The sequence below is a fragment of the Paenibacillus baimaensis genome (assembly GCF_025567575.1).
The window spans coordinates 219097-239514 of sequence record NZ_JAOQIO010000034.1; the positions used below are offsets into that span (position 1 = coordinate 219097).

A 20418-nucleotide genomic window follows, 5' to 3' on the forward strand; every position below is an offset into this window, starting at 1 on the left:
CCTATTCTAGAGGAGGGGATCAGCCCGTTGCTCAGCATTCATAAGCGTTTGATTTATGAAAATCCGCTCTCCTCGGAAAAGGATTTAAGAAATTTTCGCCTGGAGGGGGAAGCGTCGATTACGTTTCCGAACGGCCGGATGCGTATGGAAAATATGCTTGATCCGGCGGAGGGTCAGGCATCAAATTTCGTATACTGGTGCCCTGAAGATTTTCCTTCGGACATTACTGTGGAGTGGGATTTTTGGCCGGTTCGGGAGCCGGGACTGTGCATGCTGTTTTTTGCGGCCAGCGGTCGTCACGGCGAAGATCTATTCGATCCAAGGCTGCCAAAGCGAACGGGAGAATACCAGCAATATCACAGCGGTGCGATCCATGCGCTCCACGTCTCGTACTTTCGCCGCAGGTACCCGGAGGAACGGGCGTTTCACACGTGTAATTTGCGCAAAAGTTTCGGCGCGCACCTCGTTTGCCGAGGAGCCGATCCGATTCCCGGCGTGGAGGATGCACAAAGCCCGTACAGGCTTGAATTGACGAAGCTCGGGCGGGACGTTGTTTTTGTAATTAACGGACTGACCGTCTTTCAGTGGCGAGACGACGGTCAGTCGTACGGTCCATTACTGGGCGAGGGTAAAATCGGGTTCCGTCAAATGGCGCCGCTTATAGGCGAATATGGCAACTTTCGCGTGTACGCTTCCAATAAAGCATAACGCCGTTGCCGGGTGGGGAACGGCCGTATGTAGAAGGTAGGGAGTCATGACGATCTTTGATTCGGCAAAAAAGGGGAATGAGGATGTCCATATACAGTTTTGAAAGTGGTATACCCGCATTATTCTCAAGCGACGAACGTTCCCGCTTATCGATCAGCGAACAGCATAATAAAGACGGGTCATCCTGCCTGCAATGGGAATACGGGGTCGATTCGTTCATCACTATGAAACAGCCGATCGGCTACTCTCCGTTTCAAGAAGGGGCTAAAAGCCAGGCACGCGACTCGTTCGTTGTTTGGATTTATAACTTGGTGCCATGTGACGGACGGCTTTCATTTGAATTCGGCCGTGGAACACATGTCGACTGTCGATTCGATTTTGGACTCAATTTTCAAGGCTGGCGAACCGCATGGGTCGCTTACGAACGTGATATGCAGGGAACGCTGCATCCGGATATGGACACATTGACTGTCCGCATCCCCAAGGAAGCGGGTAGCGGTACTCTGTTCATCGACCAATTGATGCTGAACACGCCGATAGATCCGCGGTTTCATACGCGGGATTTCCAAGTTACGACCGTCAATCTGGACGCCGATACGTCTGCTAATGCCCATTGGCTGGCGCTTTATGCCTTCGAGCAGTTAAAGCCGCTGCTGGAGCTTCCTGAAACGGTGTCAATGGAGCAGGTAGCGGCGCATACGCAAATGAATGAACGGTTTGAGGCGCTATTTTACAAAAAGCACGCCGTCAGCACTAAGCAGGAGGACGTCGAACGTCTCCAGCGCCGATTTGCAGAGTACGGAATCGTGCGTAGGGGGGATTCCATCATAGGTCGGCCGATTGAGCTGCCGTTTTTCGACCACTTTCCGAAGTCGCTGAAGGAGGAGTTAAAGGCGATTGCTAACAGTGTGCAGCTTAGCGAACTGACCCGTTTCCTAATGGAAACGGCGATCTGCTACCGGTCCTCCCAACGAGTGGAGCAAAGGGCCAAGCTGCAGACGATGTTTATAGATACGCTCGATCATCTGGATGACCAAGGGTGGTCGTATGGCAGCTCGCAAGGGACGGTTCATCATTTCGGGTACAACTTCCGCGACTATTATCCAGCCGTTTTCCTCATGAGGCACACGCTGAAAGCAGCGGGGAGACTGGAGCGGACGCAGCGGACGATGCGTTGGTACAGCGGGGCCGGCCGGATCCACACACCGCTTGTCGAAGTGGAAGGTAATATCGATATCTTCAACACGACACTGCATGGAATGCTCGCCAGTTTGCTGATTATGGACGAAACGGTGGGGAAAGTGCGCGAACTGCAAGCGTTCCGCGAGTGGCTTGGCCAATCGCTGCTGCCCGCTCCGGGCTTGCGCGCCGCATACAAGATTGACGGCTCGGCCTATCATCATGTGAATCATTATCCGGCGTATGCGGTCGGTGGCTTTCAAGGTGTAACACCGGTGATGTACGTGCTCAGCGTCACGTCGTATAAGATCGGCGAACAAGCGCACGGAACCATACGCAAAGCGCTGCTCTCGATGCGACTTTACAGCAACAAACGAGAATGGTTGCTTAGCCTCGCAGCGCGCCACCCTACCGGTAAATGGGCGATAGACCCCGAGCCTTTTGCTTATATGGCGCTCTCGGGTACGCCGGACGGGAAGAAAGCAATCGACGAAGAGGTAGCCGCAGCCTACCTACGGCTGCTGGAGCCGATCGAACGGACGGAAGCCGCGCAGTTTTTTGAAGAAGCTGGCATCTTTGCGGAAGCGGACCCGAACGGCCACTGGACGATGAACTATGCAGCGTTAGCTATTCACCGACGCGGTTCATGGATGGCAGGTATGCGCGGGCACAGTCGCTATTTATGGGCGAACGAAACGTATATAAGCGCTAATCTGTACGGCCGATACATTTCGCATGGTCATCTCCAAATCATGAGCCAAGGTGAACCAATCAATAATGAGGACAGCGGTTACCGTCACGAGGGTTGGAATTGGAACCGTTGGCCAGGTACAACAACGATCCATAAGCCGATCGCCGAGCTGCGCTCGGACGTCCGTAATGTGGATACGTTCAGCGGCTTCGAAGAAATGCTGCTTTCCGACGAGACGTATGCCGGCGGGCTCCATCTAGAGGGCCGTAACGGGATGTTCGCGATGAAGCTGCACGAGCATCCGAAATACGAAGGGAGCCACCGGGCCCGAAAGTCGGCGTTCTTTTTCGAAGATCGAATCGTCTGCCTTGGCACCGATATTGAGAACGACAATTGCGAATGCCCGACTGGAACGACACTGTTTCAAAGTTATTTACTTGCTCCTGAAGATCCGATCTGGGTGGACGGAGCTGAGTCTGTCAGTGCGTTTCCTTATTTCCATACAACAAAACTAGACCACCCAGTGTGGTTGATGGACAATAAAGGTAACGGATATTATGTGGCAGCCGGACAAACGTTGTCGGTCTCCAAAACGACACAGCATTCCAAGCATCAAGCAACGGATGCCGATACACAGGGTGATTTTGCCGCAGCGTGGCTGGAGCATGGGACTTCACCGAAGGGTGGCGGCTACGAATACGCGATATGGGTTGGGGCGGATCGTGAGCGGATCGAGGATTTTTGCAAACGAATGCAAGTATCGGAGAAGGCATCGTACACCGTGCTGCGCAAAGATCGTTCAGCCCATGTTGTCTTAGACGCGGAGAGCCGCACGACGGCTTACGCACTTTTTGAGGCGGACGATCATATCGATACCGGGCATCTGGTTGCCGTCGACACGCCTTCTATGGTCATGATTAGGGAAGATGGCGACAAGCTCATTGTCAGCGTTGTCGATCCCGACCTACGCTTCTACGCAGAGACCGAGTCGGATCAATATGATGAGTATGGCGTTCAGAAGGAAGTTAGCGTCTATTCGCGAAAATGGTTGCATGCGGAAAGTAGGGTCCATACGCTGCGCATCACGCTGAAGGGACAATGGGCTGGGAAAGCGGATGTGGAGGGTGTTCGCGTCGCTGCAAGCGAATTGATCGGTACAGTCATCGAGGTGGCCTGCAAGGATGCGAGCCCGTGTGAGTTTACGTTAGTACGGGTTACCCCAATGAACTAACTTCAAGAACGAAGCGGGAGGCTAAAGAATGAAATCCATGATTAACCGATTACCGGTCTTTTATCGATATCTTTTGTCCTACCTTGCGCTGTTCTTGCTGCCGCTGCTCTTTTTGGGGATGACCGGCTATTTCCAACTGGCCGATATTGTTGGCGGCGAGGTGGAGCGAAACAATCAGGCGCTTCTGGATAAGCTGCAGGACGAAGTGGATAACAAGCTTATTTTGATGAACCGCATTGCTGGGCAAATATCGGGTGCTCCCGAGCTGTCTCCTTATGCGCTGACGCATGACTTGTTCAACGTCTATCAGGGGAAAAAGCTACTAGAAAGCAAAGTCGTGGACGATAGCATTAAGGAGATCGCTCTACATATTCGCGGGACGGATTATTTATTTTCATCGTTAAGTATTTACAAGGTTAATCAATTTGTAGATGAATTATATCGATATGACGATTGGACAGTACAGCAGTTCAGCGACGATTTGAACAACCTGAAAGCCCCGCTGCTAAGGCCGGCGGAGAACGTCAAGATCGACGGGCTGCCCGATCAGCGGCTCGTCACCTACATCGTGCCCATTCCGATCAACAGCCAGCATCCTTACGGCACCGTCCTGTTCGTGCTGAAAGAAGACGCATTGCTTAAGGGGCTTAATTTTGGTTTATCTATGCCAGATGGTAACGCGCTCGTGTTCGATCGGAAAGGGCGCGTATTGACAGCGCACAAGCAGGCCGACTATTTATTGGACCCCAGTTTTTATAACAAAATTGTTAGCGGCGACTCGCTGTATCAGGTTGCGACTATTCAACATACGAAATACGCCGTTTCGTTCCAGAAATCCGATAAAAGCGGGTTTACCTATGTGACGATGCTCCCCAAATCATCCCTGGTCGCGCCGATCAACCATGCGATTTGGCAATGGATCGGACGGATGTCGATCATATTTCTCGTGGGTTGTGTGCTTGTTTATTTGTTAATGGTGTTTAACTACAATCCGGTCAAAAAGCTGTCAATGCTTGTCGAGGCGATTCGCGGACATTCGATTCGCAGGGCGAACGAATTCGATGTGATAGGCAGTGTCATTCATGACATGGCTGATTCGAATAGGAGCCTTGGAATTAAGTTAGAGGAAAACCGCTCCGCGATCAAGGAGCATTTGCTCGGCAGCTTGCTGAAGGGTGAGCTTGAATCGCTCGATGCATTCAACGAACAGGGGAAAGAAGTAGGCGTTGTTCTGCCTTTTGCGGAAACCGTGGTGTTGATCCTCGAGTTTCCTGGCTTCCTTACGCCATTTAAAGAAAGACTAATCGCAGAAACGGAGCGGCAATTCAGCGATGATGTGGTAGGGTATTGCAAAGATAGTCTGGAAGAGCGGGGAATGATGTTTATATTGTCAGTAGGATGTTCGCCGGACGCTTTGAGAGAATGGCTGGATCGTCTGCACGAGCATTTGACCACCTCGTTCCAGGCGCCGATTGCGATGGGCGTCGGCAAATGCTACGCGGAATTGTCGCAAGTCGGACGCTCATATTTGGAGGCGTCGACAGCGATCGATTATAAGCTGATTAAAGGCAGTCAGCGGGTGATCTTTTTTGACGAGTTGATGGCATTTAACCATGCGGATATCTTGAATCCGCGACGTGTGCTGGAAGATCTGGATATCGTGCTTCAGAATGGAAATTCCGAGCGCATCGCCGACGCCGTCCAACAAATTGCCATGCGCATGAAACAGAGCGGGCTAACGCTGTTTATCGCGCGGGAGCTGTGCTACGACATCATCCGTAAGTTCATCGCTTTCACAGAAAAACACACTCCCGGAAGCCCAATGGACAGCTTCCCCGACGTGTTGACACTGACCGATTATACGACGCTGGATGAAATCGCAGATCTGCTCACGACCGCGCGAGTGACATTGTGCGATTCACTGACTGCGCAAAAATTGGTTAAGTCAGCCGCTTTGATCGATCAGATTACACAATACATTTCATTGCATTATGGCGAGTACGATTTTTCTGTGCAAAAAATCGCCGATTCCTTCTCGCTATCTTTATCTTATTTGAGCCGCTATTTCAAGAAGCAGACCGACCGAACCATCACGGACTACATGAACGAGCTTAGGATCGATCAAGCGAAGCTGCTGCTGCGGACGAATGATAGCTCCGTGAAAGACATCGTCCAACAGGTCGGCTACTATGACGTATCCAGCTTTATCCGCAAGTTCAAGCAGTCGGTAGGCGTAACACCTGGCGAGTATCGCAAGCAGCACCGGTAAGTACCGCTAATTCAGTGCTTAATATGAAGAGGAGAGATGGATGAAGATGAAAAAAGGTGATAAACAACCGAATATCGTGTTTATTTTATCCGACGATCAGGGTGTGTGGGCAATGGGCTGCGCGGGTAACCGCGAGGTACGGACACCGAACCTCGACAGGTTGGCGGCTCGCGGTGTGCGGTTCGATAACTTTTTTTGTACGTCGCCGGTATGTTCACCGGCTCGTGCATCGCTATTCACAGGCCGTATTCCGTCTCAACACGGTGTGCACGACTGGATTCGTGAGGGCAGTATAGGCCCAGGCGCGATCGAATATTTGGCCGGACAAACGGCCTATACCGAGGTGTTGGCTGAACATGGATACGTGTGTGGGCTAAGCGGCAAGTGGCATCTTGGTGACAGTGTGAAGCCGCAGAAGGGTTTTACGCACTGGTTCGTGCACCAAACAGGCGGCAGTCCTTACTACAACGCTCCGATGATTCGCGATGGAAAGCTGTATAATGAACCGGCGTATGTGACCGACGTCATCACCGATGACGCGCTGCAGTTTATCGACGATAGGGTAGGAGCTGAGGACGAGCGTCCGTTTTATTTGAGCGTCCATTATAGCGCGCCGCACAGCCCTTGGCTGAACGGCAACCATCCGCAATCATACCTCGATCAATACGCCGATTGTCCAGGGGAATCGTGTCCACTCGATACGCCAAGACATCCGTGGCTGATCAAGACGGCGCCTGGCGAGGACAACCCGCTGGACAATCTGAGAGGTTATTATGCATCGATTACGGCGATGGACGCGAATATCGGGCGCATTCTGGACAAGCTGGAAACGCATGGTCTAACCGACGATACACTCATCATATTCATGTCCGACAATGGCTTCAACTTCGGTCATCACGGGGTGTTCGGCAAAGGCAACGGAACGTTTCCGCAAAATATGTACGACACATCCATCAAAGTGCCAGCGTTGTTCAGTCATACAGGCCGTATCCCGCAAAATGTCGTCAGTGAGGCGATGGTGAGCGGCTACGACTTTATGCCGACACTGCTCGATTATGTCGGTTTGCCAAATCCGGCGGCGGACAGTTTGCCGGGACACAGTTTCCTGCCACAGCTACTCGGCGATGTGGCGGACGAGCGGGACAATGTCGTTATTTATGACGAGTACGGGCCGGTGCGGATGATCCGGAGCAAGGTGTGGAAATACGTGCACCGGTATCCATATGGTCCGCATGAGCTGTACGACTTGGTTCGTGATCCTCAGGAGTCGGTCAACCTGAATGATGCTCCTGAATGTCGCAGCCAGCGAGAAGCGATGAAGTCGCAGTTGGAGCAGTGGTTCGTACAATACGTCGATCCTGCAGTCGATGGCGTGCGCGAGCCCGTAAGTGGCTTTGGGCAGCTCGCGGAGGCGGGCGTTAGGGGAAAAGGCAAACAAGCGTATCATGATCAGGAGTAGGAGCAAGTGCGAAACGATGGTTAATCGGTTTCTCACAGGTAATTTTGTCAAGATCTGGACAATATATCGAAATGTCGGGCCTAATATAAATAGTAAAGATAACAAATTTCAGAACACGTGGAGCTCTAAATCATGACACTGAGACTTATTCCCTATTTAGTTTTGGGCGGAAACGCAAATGAAGCTATCCAATTTTACGTAAAAGTACGGTTGCACAGGAGTATTCGTTTTTTAGTTTCAGGCGTATCAACAAGAATTGAATAGTATGTTACTTCAATTGGCGATGGCGGCCGGTGCCGGTGTGGGCGGTCTTGTGATCGAATGGATCTCGCTGTCCTCGATCACTTGGATTGCCGCTGCTTCCATTGCTTTGGCATTCGGGGCTGTATACTTATCACGACGAATGAGCGGTCATTGACCGCTCTCAAAGTGTCGAGAATAAAACCTCGAGTTTCTTTTTACTTTTTTGGGAGAAACGCCTGGAAAAATGACGGCTATCTCCGGTTTTCCAGGCGTTTCAGGTGGAGCACCATCTTCTTTATGTTCTGCACGGGTGTCGCCATGAGCGCTTGTACTCTGAGGTTTTGCAGTCCTCGTAACCGGAAATAGTGAACCCATAGGGCACATTGGCATCCAGCTTGAGGTTTTATATTCCAATTTTTAGAATATCCTTCATTTGGTCAATTCTTCTTGATCTGGCAAAAACGGTGTAGTCTTCTTTGTTTAATTGAATTGAAGTTGCTTTGCCAGTGCTTGATGAAGCTCCTATAACGATTGCCACTTTTTACTCATAACAAAATCTCCCTCAAACGGTCTTTGTTTGCATCATTCATATTCCGTTGAGATAGTAACGGCATGCCACCGTTCGGCATCGGCAGCACGCTGTTCTTCAGCTAGTTCAGCACCCTGCGCAGCCTCTTTCCCAAGCAGCAGATGTGCAGGCAGTTCGTCCGCATATGCCAACTGAAGCACTACCTCTGCCACCTTTACCGGATCGCCCTTCTCTTGGCCCTGCAGACCATCCATCATTCGGAGCAGCTCGCCGACCGATGCTTCGTAGTCCGAAAGCAATTGAGGACGGTTTTTGATTGCGCGATTTACCCAGTTTGTTCGCATTCCTCCAGGCTCTAGCGCACTGATTTTTACGCCGAAGGGAGCCATTTCCATAGCCAGCGCTTCCGTGAAGCCGCCGACCGCCCATTTCGCTGCATGGTAGGCCGCGCTTCCCGGAGTTGCGAGCCGTCCGCCGACCGATGAAATCTGAAGGATATACCCGCTGCGCTGCTTGCGCATAATGGGCAATGCCGCGCGAGTCAGATTAACCACCCCATAAAAGCAGGTATCCATCAGCTTCTTGAAATCCTCAGAGCTTGTTTCTTCGAAGGGGCGGATATCGCCATAGCCAGCATTGTTTACCAGGACATCAAGCCGTCCGAAGGCGACCAGCGCAAGCCGAACCGCCGCTTGTGCCGCTTCCTCATCGGTCACATCTAGCGTCGCAACCCGGATCTGATCGCCATATTGCTTAACCAGATCATCCAACTGCTCGATATTACGGGCTGTTGCGACAACACGCTCCCCTTTGGCAAGTGCAGCTTCCGTAATATGTCGGCCGAGTCCGTTGCCGCTTCCCGTAATTAACCATACTTTTGACATTTAATTTTCTCCCTTATTTTAGTTTTTGTTATTTGGCAAGCCGGTATTCGGTGGCTTGTGTCTTTAATTGTAATGAGATTATAATTAAGGAGATAGTCGGATTGTGCCTGATTTTTGCCTAAAACTCCGATGATTCGGATGCGTATACCCTTGCCGGAAGGCTGCTGTGTTGCGGAGGCTTATAAAGAGGAGGAGGCTTATGCCCCACCATACCAAAGAGAGTTCAGATAGCTTACAGCGGTTGCTGCACCTTTGCAATACTTATTCCTTTGCCAGTGGCATCCACGAGACCGGCATTTCGTTTGTTTCGCTTCTGAAGGCGGATCGGCCGACCACGATTCAATATGGTTTTTTTCAGCCTGGGATATGTGTAGTCCTTCAAGGCAACAAAACACTGATTGTCCGCAATAATACCTACAACTATGGAGCTGGAGATTATATCGCATCCAACATCGATATGCCGATCAAAGGCCAGGTATCCCAGGCCACGCAAGAAGTGCCGTACATAGCCATCCGAATTTCCTTTACAACTGACGAAATTGCATCCGTTGCACTGGATGCCAAGCTCAAAACTGTTGGCGAGAATCAGCTGACAGAAGGTGCGTTTATCGGTAAGACGGGGATTGAAGTACTGCGTGTACTTGAGCGGTTGCTGCAACTGGCTACAGACAGTGAAGCAGCCGATTTTCTCGCGCCCGGTGTGAAGCGCGAGATGATTTACCGCTTGCTGACCGACGAAGACGGCGCGCGCTTCTACAACAATATGCTGCTGCATCATGATGCGGCAGGCATCAGCAAGGCTATCCATTATGTCAAAGCAAACTATACACGTACCCTTAGCGTAGAGGAGATAGCCCGAGCAGGCGGTATGAGCCCTTCTACCTTACATCACAAGTTCAAATCCGTCACTGCACTGAGCCCGATCCAGTATCAGAAGCAACTCCGGCTTCAGGAAGCACGTAGAATTTTGCTTACCGACGATACTGATGTCACCTCAACCGCGTTCGAGGTCGGATACGAAAGTTTGACGCAGTTCAACCGCGAATACAAACGGTTCTTTGGCCTGCCGCCGCTGAAGGACATTCGTACTATTCGGGCTAATGCCAAGACAAGTGGACATGAAGCTGATTATGCTGAAAAAATATTGTAGCGCAAAATGCTGGCCGATATGTTCGGGAAAGAAAATCTAGAGATGGAGCAGGCCCCCAGTTTTGTACACGACCTGTCCATTTGCGGGTGATATCTGTCGTGGCTAGATAGAGCATCTTGAGCAATGCCTCGTCGGTCGAGAAGGTACTTTTTCCTTTTGTCACCTTTCGAAGCTGGCGGTAGTCGCTTTCAATGATGTCGGTCGTGTAGATCAGCTTTCGAATCTCGGGTGGGTACTTGAAGAACGTTGCGAGCTCGTCTCAATTCGTAATCCAAGACCGGATGATCAGTGGATAGTTACTTTCCCAGATCTCTTCAAAACGGTCTAATCCCAACAATCCAACGATAGCGGCGGAAAAGAATTCTAGCAATCCCGTAAAGATTTGAAATATAACAAGTATGCATTTTCTGAATATTTATCCCAAAAATATTTAATCTAACAATAGTTGATATAAGTATTTATCTGTCGACATTTAAAAGAAGCAGAACACCTCCGAATAGGATTCCTGCCTAATCGTTCTCCGATATCCATTGGAATCTGGAGTTATTCACCAACCTTCTCCCCAATTAGACTCGGCCATTTCATGTCGTTTTATTGTGTTACATTACTATGAATAAAGCGGAAAGAATAATTATAACGGTTTATTGGACGAATCAAATACGAGAAGGGGATACATACTTTCCGTACCTTTTGGATAACTTGCTAACCAGTACTTTCCCAAAAAAACAATCCATAATAAAGTGATTCCAACAAAATAGTATTTAAAGTACCACTTTGAATAAGATCACGATTATTACAGGGTTATTTGTAGAAAATTGTAAATATATATTACGGTATAAAGTTGATAGACTGGGTGAGCATTAAACTCCTATGAAAATTAAAGAGTTCTAAATCTTAAATTAGGCAAATTAAAGTAGATCCAAGGAAATACTTTTTTTAAAAAGGCTGAGCCTCTGATTGATCATTATGGAGTTAAGTGGTAGTTTAGCAACTTAATGGCACCATAGTCTATAGACCTTCTTCTCGCAGCCCTAGTAGAAGTATTGACCGATTTTATCCATTTTCATCCTCAGTGGTGCAATGCCGATAGGCAGGTTAACGTGATAAAAGGAGTTTGTTACTGAGTTAAAGAAAAGGTAAGTGATTAAGAAATGGTTTCAGGTTAGATATGCTAGGGGGATATGTATATGGATGGTATCACCGACAATTTTTATCGTCATATGGGCGTATACGGAATTAGCGTAGATAATGAACGTTTACTAGTTATCAGAAAAATTTTAGGTCCATACACTGGGAAATTTGATTTGCCAGGTGGACGATTAGAGAGTATGGAGTCCCTAGAGCTTGCAGTTAAACGAGAGTTTCGGGAAGAAACAGGACATACGGTTAAAGAGCTTAAAAGTATTGGTGTTAGCGATTTTTTTGTATTGTGGACCCTAAAGAATAACACAGTTGAACATTTACATCACATCGCCGTGCTTTATGAAGCAAGTGTTGACTCTGGGGAACAAGTCGTTTCTGTAGGAGCATTCGAAGAACAAGATTCTAAAGGGGCTCTTTGGATGTCCCTAACAAACGTAACTCCGGATAATTCATCCCCGTTGGTATTACAAGCGGTTGATTGGATAAGGTCAAGAACACTTCCCGTTGTGTCAGGACAGTTCGATTATAGAAATAAGTGCTAAATCTTCGTTCTACTAACAGATCCTATAGTGGAAGAACTTGCTACGTGGCAACTCCTCTTTTTCATTGAACCGAGGGAGTAACGGGCTGGATAGTTGAATTATTTCACGAATACCTTAAGGCATGGTGAATTTATGAAGTTCGTAAATAAGACGTTATCTGAAAGATCGGCAAAAAAATACAAGAGTAAGTCATCGATAATATCGTTACAATTAAAATTACAAACCGATTGGAGAAAAGATTGTGAACCGTCTTTTGATCATGACAGTTGGAAAGACACATAGTGGGAAAACGACGTTTGCTAATAATTTAGAATCTATATTACAACAAGCTGTTGTGATAGATCAGGACAACCACGCAGAATTTATAAATAAACACTATAAGAAGCTACGCCCGAAAGAAGGGCAGAATACTTTGAAATTCACCGTAACGAATGCAATTGTTGAATATGCTACAGAGCAAAGTAATTTTGACCTCATCTTAAGTAATTCCAACCTAAATAAACCAGCTCGATCAAATGTCCTCCGGTATTTTTATGATAAAGGATTTAAATGTATAATTGTCTATTTTGAATTACCAATTGAAGTATTGAAAGAACGTATAGAACAATCACAGAGAAGTAAAGCTATCTTTCGAAGTGCGTCGAGCTTTATGGAAGTGTTAGAACGACAAGAAAAGTCGAAACTGGATGAACCGACCAAAGACGAAGTAGATCATTTATTTGTTATTAAGAATCAAGAGGAGATTACAGAAGTAATTCAAAAAATTAAAACAATCAGTAAATTGAAGTAAACAAAAAATGTTAGAGCTAATTCGAAGAAGATCGATCCATCAGTTAACACCGTGTTCACACTACGGGGCTTACGCCACTTGGTCTGCCAGAAGCGATTTCTGATTTAAGCTAACGGGACACAAGAGTTCAATAAACAAGGAAGGCAGCCGATGCAAATTGAACGGGTGCCTTTACTTGTAATCAGGCATGAGGTCGTGCAAAGTAAGTAAAATAAGTAGTAACTACCTAATAATCATCTCAGTAAAGGGTAGGAATTGGGGGGCACGCAACGACATCAATTATTCTTGGATCAATGCCATAAAACATCCAAAACGCTCCATTCCACCTATAACCTGAGACTTCACCGTACTCTACACGAGTCGGATAAAACCAGAAATTGTCTCCATTCAGCAGCCAGACATATGTGTACTCATATAAACAGTCAACTACATAAGATACCTCAGGTTTTGGGGGGATGAATGAAGGTGGAGGAGATTGCGGTTGTCTCATATACACCTGTGGTTGTGGGATAAAGAACATTGAATTCCACTTCCTTTTTAGAAGTTTAAATTAATTCGTATTTCATGCTATGTGGGTTAATAACTATTTGACTGTACAGATGCCTAAGATGATGAAGAAGTCATTCGATCACATATGGTTTGTCCCCCTGTAATTAAACTAACGAGACACAATAGCTTAACACTTAATTATATATAGCTGTTATTTTCATGGATTTATTTATTCACAGGAAGATTTAATTAGAGATTATTTGATAAAACAAGGATTGGACGGAGAAATAATCAACAAAATCGTTAAAGTTTCATGGGAGTCACAGAAGGATGAAATTCCAGAAACGTTGGAAGGTAAACTTCTGTATGATTCTCACATGGTTGAAGGAGGTAGAACATATTTAATCGTTAAAACATTATGTACGGGTACGGCAAGAGGGCAAAATTTTAGAAGAGACAGGTTGAATGAAGGAATGTGGGAGCGTAGACTCTGCGAGACATGGGAGGGTCAACCGGTGGTATGTATCCAGAGTATTACAAAGGCGTTCGTGGGTATGAGTACAAGATTGCCGATGCTCGTCAAACCTAAAAAAACCGTCAGGGCGAACTTCCCTGACGGTTTTTCTTACCTATGCTTTAGCCCTACGCTATTGCGCATTGTTGCTGTGGAATTTTCAAGGACCGAAGCGTTCTATTACCTTAATCCCCATTAAGGCGTCGTTACCCATTGTTCGCCGCCCGTTGCGTTTTTCTCGGATGTATGGTCAATGGAAGCTTCCTGGATTTGCTCAAATGCCCAGCTGCCGCTTGACACGTCGCTCCATTTGGATGCTGCTCCGGATAGCGGACCGCGTCCCAGCAGCTTGTTCATCATCGTCACCGCTTCGGCACGGGTTAATGTTTGCTCCGGACGGAAGGTGCCGTCAGTGTATCCGTCGATATAACCGGCTGCTTTCGCCTGCGCTACCACCGATTGCGCCCAATGGCCGTTTACGTCCTTGAAGCTGTCGCCGCTGCCTGCGCTATTACTCGAAATGCGGGAGAGGATCGCTGCCATTTCCGCGCGAGTGATCATTTGCTCTGGTTTGAAGCTGCTGCCGTTGTAGCCTTCCATCAAGCCCATTTTAGTCGCTTGATCGATGGCTTCTTTCGCCCAATGCGACGAAGTGACATCGGTATAGGCGATGCTCGATTTGGTTGCTGTTTTATCCGATACGCGGGCAAGCAGCGCTGCCATTTCCGCGCGAGTGATGTTTTTCTCTGGCCCGAACGTGCCGTCAGGATAGCCGTTGATGTAGGCTTTGTGCATTATTTTGTTCAAGCCTTCGGTTTTGACAACGGTAAATGTACTGAACTTCGTAACGGTAAATTGAATGCCAAGCTTGCCGCTGGCATCGTAGTTCACGATTTCCCCTCTGACAAATTCCTTCGTTCCATCGCTATGCTCGATAAACACACCCAAATTGTGCAGCTGTTGTTCAGTGAGGGAAGAAGTGTCGCCTAACGGAATTACCAAGGTGACCGGTCGGTTTTGCAGGTTGGTTTCAATTGTCATCGGTCTGCCAACAATGCTGATATTGTCATTGCCTACGGCAAGACGAACCTCCTGTTCTTTCTTGACACGGTCTTCGACGGTCTTGCGATCGTTTTCGGTCTTAATTGGCACGAAGCGGAAGTAGACGTCGTCCGTAAATCCTTCAAGCGAGCTTTTCGGAATGTCAACGCGGCCGTTCACTGTAGAAATTTCAACGCCTACATTACCTTTCACCAGGCTTTCGGTGGAAGTTTTCGGAATCGTTACATTGACTTCGGACACTTCGTCTTTCGGATCGGGAATGACGATTCTAGCTGAGTCAGATCCCGCCGATTTAAGCTCCTCCACCGTCTTGTTGGCTTGGTCAAGCGTAAACGTAACCGCGTCTGTCCTGCGGCCATTTGCATCGGTAGTACGGTTGATTGTCGCCGTCGACACCACGGAACCGCTCGCAGTCACGCCGTTTTCTACATTTATGGTAATCGTTTCGCTTGGTGAATAAGAGGAACTGGAGTTGGACGAACGATAAGGCTTCTGAAGATCGATCGTTGCTGTATATGGTGTCGTCATTTCATTGCCTACGAGGTCCTTCAGCTTCATATAAACGGTCTTGGTTCCATTGTCATAAGATAGCGTCCATGCCTTCGTCGTGGCATATGGTTCCCAATCGCTCCAACTGACACCATCGTTGGAGAAACGCATTTGTGAAAGACCCGAGCTTAACGGCTCGCTGTAAGCCAGAAGCCCCCAAGTGGCAGAAAGCGAATTGTCCGCGGACGCTAGCTGTCTGCTTAAGCTTGCCAAATACCCGGTGTCTTTACCGTCAATCGTCAAGGTTACATCTGTTGTATTCGTCGTTGCCGCTCCGCTATTAATTGTGAGCGCCGTCGCTGTCGGAGCGGTCTTATCGAAGATCATATTGCTGTCGTCTGTCGTGCTGCTCGTCGATGCTTCCGGCGGATTGCTGCCCACGCGGATCGAGAATCGCACTCGTCCGTCGTAGTCCGAATCCGTGAATGTATAAGATGCGCTGTAAACATTATTGCTGACAGTCGTGATCGCCACATCGTTTCCTGTAATGGATGCGGTTAGGGCTGAGCTTGTCGGCTTGCTGAGCGAAAATGTCAGGGTGGCGGTGTCGCCGACTTTGGCGTAACCCCTTGCCGCGTTGCTGCTGGTGATGCTGACCGGCGTTATGCTGATCGGCTGCTGCAATAAAATACTCGCGTTCACCGGCTGCGTCATTTCGTTACCGGCTTTGTCCTTCAGCTTCATATAAACGGTCTTCGTGCCGTCGCCGTCTGTCAGCGTCCAAGCTTTCGTCGTCGAAAAAGGCTCCCAGTCGCTCCAGTTGACATTGTCGTTAGAGAAACGCATTTTCTCGACACCCGAACCTGCTTCCGGTAGCGGTCCTGCACCAGCTAACAAGGCTTTAATGCTCCAAATCGACTGATCGATGGAAGCCAGTAGAATCGGCTCTGCCGCTGTACCTGCGAACGGATGTGAATGTTGCGATCTTGAGTAAACAGTTGGGGTATATAAGTCCGAACCGGCAATGTCTAACGTTACCGCTGTTGTATTGGTTGAAGGCGCTCCATTATTGATCGTAATTGTGCCTGTCGGATTCGTTTTGTCGTAGAATACAGCACTGCTGTCCGTTGTCGTTCTAACCGTCGGCAATGACGGCACATAGATATCAATAGCGATAATTCCTTCTGCATGTTCCGATCCCGTGAAGCTATACTGCGCTTTATAAACATTATTGCCGACACTGGTTACAACTGCCTCTTTATATTCAAGCTGTACCGTGGGCATCGCGCTTGGCGCCTTACTGAGCGTAAACGTCAAAGTGGCCGTGTCGCCGGCTTTGGCATACGTCGGATTTGCAGGCACTTGGTCGCCCGTTGTGATGGTAATGGGGGAGACTACTATGGAAGGCTCTGCATGGGTTGAGCTGCTCCAGAAAGTAACCGCACACAATAAAGCGAATAAGAGCAGCAGTACAGTTTTCCTCATCTGAATAATCGTCATATGTTCCTCCTAAATTGAATCTCAAGATGTCATTCTTCCATACTTCTAATCTACAAATTTGTAAATGATCTCTGTACTTGTTTCCTCCCTCTCCAGCATACGGAATTTATTATAGCACGCTAGTTAAATGTTTAGGTCTTTATTCCTATTAAAGTATATTAAGAATATATAAAATTTTTATAAATTCGATCTAAAGTTCGGTTTCGGCAAATATTCGACATTTCGACGACAAAAGTTTCTTCTATGCTCTGCAGACGCTCCGTTTTCCAATATGGTCGGAAAATGCGCTACATGACTGAGCGTATTTTCCGGCGAGGAGCCCGAGCTGCCGAGACGGGCCGTCACCACATAATTTTATCGATGGTGCTCGAAGCCATGAGGGGAGACATCGCCGTATTTGGAGAGATTGTCGAAAGTCCGGCCATCAGTTGCGTACTTTTTGGCACCTTCCAAGCCTAAAATGCTGTTCATTCAAAATTTAAGTACTATAATAAAAGAAATACATGCATTCTTCGGAGTTAAGGCGGTAGAAGATGAAAAAACGGATGATCATTATAATCGTATGGCTGGTCACGATGGCGACATTAGGGATAGGGATACCGGTAGTCTCGGCTTCAGATACGGAAGTGATGGGGTCTCAGCCGAATAAAGGCGTGATCGAGATTCAAGACACCGGTTCAGAGGAGCTGCAAGCCGTACCTTTGCATGGGGAATGGGAGTTTTATTGGAACCAGCGACTAGAGCCTAAAGATTTTGCAAACCACAGTTGGACGCCTGCCTATATAACGGTGCCTTCTTCCTGGGAAAATGACCCATCGGACGAGCCGGCTCATTCTGGCCATGGCTTCGGTACATACCGGCTGATCTTGCATGTGCCTGCTTCCGACTTGGGTAGGAACAAATCCTTATTTATCCAATCGATAGGAAGTGCCTACCGGCTTTGGATTGACGGCGAAGAGAGACCGGGACTCGGCATAGTCGGCAGCAGTCTGGAAGAGGAGCAGCCGCAATCCCATATTAATTTAGTTTTTTTTCAGCCTAAGCGGGAAAAACTGGAACTAATCATTCAGGTGTCCAATTATTCTTTCCGCGAAGGGGGAATTAACAGGGAGATCGTCTACGGCGATACTGATGCTTTGATTCCCCGCATACTGAAAAAACTGTTGTACGACATCTTTATCATCGGCGGCTTTCTCATGATTGGTCTATACCACTTGATTGTTTGCGGCATGAGGAAAAGGGACTTTTCTACGCTATTTGTCAGCTTGGTTTCACTGGCTGTTTCCATGCGAACCTTATTCATCAACGGCTATTTGTCCAAGGAACTGCTCGGTATCGAGAGTTGGGAAGCGTTAACGAGGCTGGAGTATATGAGTGAAATTTTCGGCTTCATCGCCCTCGTGTTTCTCATGAAAAGCTTGTATCCCCGGGAAGTTCACAAGGTTATGATGAGGTTTGCCATGATCCTCTCGGTCGGCTTGGTTCTGTTTATATTGCTGACTCCCGCACGGGTTTACACCGAATCGATGCTGCTTCAAGGCGCGCTGAAAGGGGCAGTCTTGCTGTATTTTATTATTTATGTAGGCATTAAAGCCTATTTATGCAAGCGGGAGGGTGCACTGATTCACTTGGCCGCTTTGTTTTTGATTGTCTGTGCTTTGGTAAACGATACTTTGTATTACTTACGGATGGTGAATACAGTAGAGCTGCTCAGCTACAGTATCGTACCGTTCATTATGGCTCAAGCTGTCATTGTTTCGTACCGGTATATCCGGCTTTCCCGCCGCAACGATACGCTGCTGGAGGAGCTCGAAGCTGTAAATTTGTCATTGGAGCAAAAGGTAGCCGAACGGACTCAAAGTTTACAAGAAGCAAATGAACGGCGGACTAAAGTGCTGGCCAATATCGCCCATGATCTGGGAACACCTTTGGTCGGCATCCAAACTTGTCTGCAGTTAATGATTAAAGGAAAACTATCGAATAACAATAATAAAATGACGGAGCAATTGCTGGACAAGACGATTTATATGAAACGCTTGGTCGATGATTTGTTTGAATTATCCAAGCTGGAGTCCCACAACATGGATTTTAAATTCGAGAAGGTGGATGTCCGCTTATGGTTTGAGGAACTGTTCGGCAAGTTCGAAGCGGACTTGGAGAACGAAGGGATGAGCTTGAATAAGCAAATAGCAGATTCTCTAGTAGGTACGAAGTCGTGCTTTGTCCGGATTGATAAATATCGGATGCTGCAAGTACTACAAAACTTCATGGATAATGCAGTAAAATTCAGCAAAGGCATCAGCGGTGTGATCGATCTTAGGGGGAGTATTCGGTTAAGTGAGGGAGGAGCCAGTTATGAGTTTGTTTTGGAAGTAGCCGATTACGGGAAAGGCATAGCGAAGGAGGATCAAGCTCAAGTTTTCAACCGGTTCTATAGAAGCCGGGAAAACAATGAAACGGGTAGCGGGCTTGGCTTGGCGATTGTCAAAGAAATCGTTAGGCAGCATCAGGGCGAGGTCGGAGTAAGAAGCGGGCAAGACGCAGGTAGCGTGTTTTATTTCATTCTGCCTGCCGCCTCCGACGAAGCTTGATGTTAGCCCATGATGCTATTTTCCAAGCGATGAATGGCATCCTGCCGGTTATTAACTCCCAACTTATCGTAAATAACCGTCAGCTTGTTTTTGATGGTGCCTTCCGTAAAAAATAACGTGTCTCCCATTTCCTTGTTTGAAAGTCTTTGGAGCAGCATGGCAATGATTTGGTGTTCGGTCTCGGAAAAAAGATCATCGGTTTCGAAAAAATGCTTCAACCGTTTCTCTTTGATAAACTGGTTATTTTTCATCGCGTATTTTGCAACCTTGGCGGCGACTTGGGCCGGCAGTATAAACTGATGGTTCACCGTATCACGAATCGCTTGCACCAGCTTTTCGAAATCTAACCCCTTGATCAGATAGCCGTTAGCTCCATCGGCAAGCCCCTGAAAAATGTATTCCTCCTCATTGAACGTGGTCAGGATCAGGATCGGCAGCTCTGCGTTCCGCTTCCGGATTTCACGGATACAGGCAAGTCCGTCCATTTCGGGCATCTGCACATCCATAAGTACGATATCAGGACTTGAAGCATTTAGGAATTTCACTGCTTCCAGCCCGTTTTGTGCTGCCCCACTGACCTCCATATCCTCTTCAGATGCAATAATGAGCTCCAGCCCGCTTCTTAGCAGCGCATCATCCTCGACGATTAAAACTTTTAAAGGATTGGACATAAGCTGTTGTTGCCCCTTTCCGGAATTGAGAAAAGTGGTGACTAAACGTCATTGAATCTCAGAATATAGTTCCATTATACTATAATTCGACTATTCGAAACATATTTTTATGTTGAAGTATGTCAGATTTGCTGTTAGGGATGCGAATGAGTAAGAACAAGCAGGGTCAGTGAATGAGGTAGTATTTGATTTTACAAAAACAATGTAAAAGGAGCCAAAGCATGAAAAGCTACTTAATTTAAAAGGCGCTCGTCATTTCGAACCGGTAGCTTGAGCCGGTAATG

General features: G+C 47.7%; 12 protein-coding genes and 1 pseudogene. 9 read left to right on the forward strand and 4 right to left on the reverse strand.

Annotated elements, in window-relative coordinates; translation table 11 throughout:
* Positions 1 to 18: 18 nt before the first annotated feature.
* The 5 genes from OB236_RS12000 to OB236_RS12020 all read left to right on the forward strand — a co-directional run bounded on the left by OB236_RS12000 (position 19) and on the right by OB236_RS12020 (position 7955).
* Positions 19 to 708, forward strand: coding sequence for a DUF1961 family protein (locus tag OB236_RS12000; RefSeq protein WP_408638453.1), 690 nt, complete (start codon positions 19 to 21; stop codon positions 706 to 708).
* Positions 709 to 791: 83 nt separating this feature from the next.
* The gene (locus OB236_RS12005) at positions 792 to 3809 is read left to right on the forward strand and encodes a chondroitinase family polysaccharide lyase (protein WP_262684214.1); all 3018 of its coding nucleotides are present in this window, start codon (positions 792 to 794) and stop codon (positions 3807 to 3809) included.
* A gap of 28 nt (positions 3810 to 3837) precedes the next feature.
* On the forward strand, positions 3838 to 6078 hold the full coding sequence (locus tag OB236_RS12010; protein WP_262684215.1) for a helix-turn-helix domain-containing protein: 2241 nt from the start codon (positions 3838 to 3840) through the stop codon (positions 6076 to 6078).
* Between the two features lie 40 nt (positions 6079 to 6118).
* Positions 6119 to 7537 carry a sulfatase-like hydrolase/transferase gene (locus OB236_RS12015; protein ID WP_262684216.1) on the forward strand — a complete coding sequence of 473 codons (1419 nt, stop codon included), beginning with the start codon at positions 6119 to 6121 and terminating at the stop codon, positions 7535 to 7537.
* 256 nt (positions 7538 to 7793) lie between these two features.
* Positions 7794 to 7955, forward strand: a complete 162-nt coding sequence (locus tag OB236_RS12020) for a hypothetical protein (protein ID WP_262684217.1) — start codon at positions 7794 to 7796, stop codon at positions 7953 to 7955.
* Between the two features lie 407 nt (positions 7956 to 8362).
* On the opposite strand, the gene OB236_RS12025 is transcribed toward OB236_RS12020, so the two are convergent.
* Positions 8363 to 9193 (reverse strand): SDR family NAD(P)-dependent oxidoreductase, encoded by an 831-nt coding sequence (locus tag OB236_RS12025; protein WP_262684218.1) that lies wholly within the window; start codon positions 9191 to 9193, stop codon positions 8363 to 8365.
* Positions 9194 to 9392: 199 nt separating this feature from the next.
* On the opposite strand from OB236_RS12025, the gene OB236_RS12030 reads away from it, so the two are divergent.
* Complete coding sequence (locus OB236_RS12030; protein WP_262684219.1) at positions 9393 to 10343, forward strand: AraC family transcriptional regulator; 951 nt, start codon at positions 9393 to 9395, stop codon at positions 10341 to 10343.
* Between the two features lie 55 nt (positions 10344 to 10398).
* Here OB236_RS12030 and OB236_RS12035 read toward each other — a convergent pair.
* A pseudogene (locus OB236_RS12035) lies at positions 10399 to 10659 on the reverse strand (transposase); the annotation flags it as partial.
* 871 nt (positions 10660 to 11530) lie between these two features.
* Here OB236_RS12035 and OB236_RS12040 point away from each other — a divergent pair.
* On the forward strand, positions 11531 to 12028 hold the full coding sequence (locus OB236_RS12040) for an NUDIX hydrolase (protein ID WP_262684220.1): 498 nt from the start codon (positions 11531 to 11533) through the stop codon (positions 12026 to 12028).
* Positions 12029 to 12269: 241 nt separating this feature from the next.
* Positions 12270 to 12818, forward strand: a complete 549-nt coding sequence (locus OB236_RS12045) for an ATP-binding protein (RefSeq protein ID WP_076238368.1) — start codon at positions 12270 to 12272, stop codon at positions 12816 to 12818.
* A gap of 1198 nt (positions 12819 to 14016) precedes the next feature.
* Here OB236_RS12045 and OB236_RS12050 read toward each other — a convergent pair.
* Positions 14017 to 16872 (reverse strand): S-layer homology domain-containing protein, encoded by a 2856-nt coding sequence (locus tag OB236_RS12050; protein WP_262684221.1) that lies wholly within the window; start codon positions 16870 to 16872, stop codon positions 14017 to 14019.
* Positions 16873 to 17405: 533 nt separating this feature from the next.
* On the opposite strand from OB236_RS12050, the gene OB236_RS12055 reads away from it, so the two are divergent.
* Positions 17406 to 19463, forward strand: a complete 2058-nt coding sequence (locus tag OB236_RS12055; RefSeq protein ID WP_262684222.1) for a sensor histidine kinase — start codon at positions 17406 to 17408, stop codon at positions 19461 to 19463.
* Between the two features lie 2 nt (positions 19464 to 19465).
* Here OB236_RS12055 and OB236_RS12060 read toward each other — a convergent pair whose 3' ends face one another.
* Complete coding sequence (locus OB236_RS12060) at positions 19466 to 20134, reverse strand: response regulator transcription factor (protein ID WP_262684223.1); 669 nt, start codon at positions 20132 to 20134, stop codon at positions 19466 to 19468.
* Positions 20135 to 20418 lie beyond the last annotated feature (284 nt).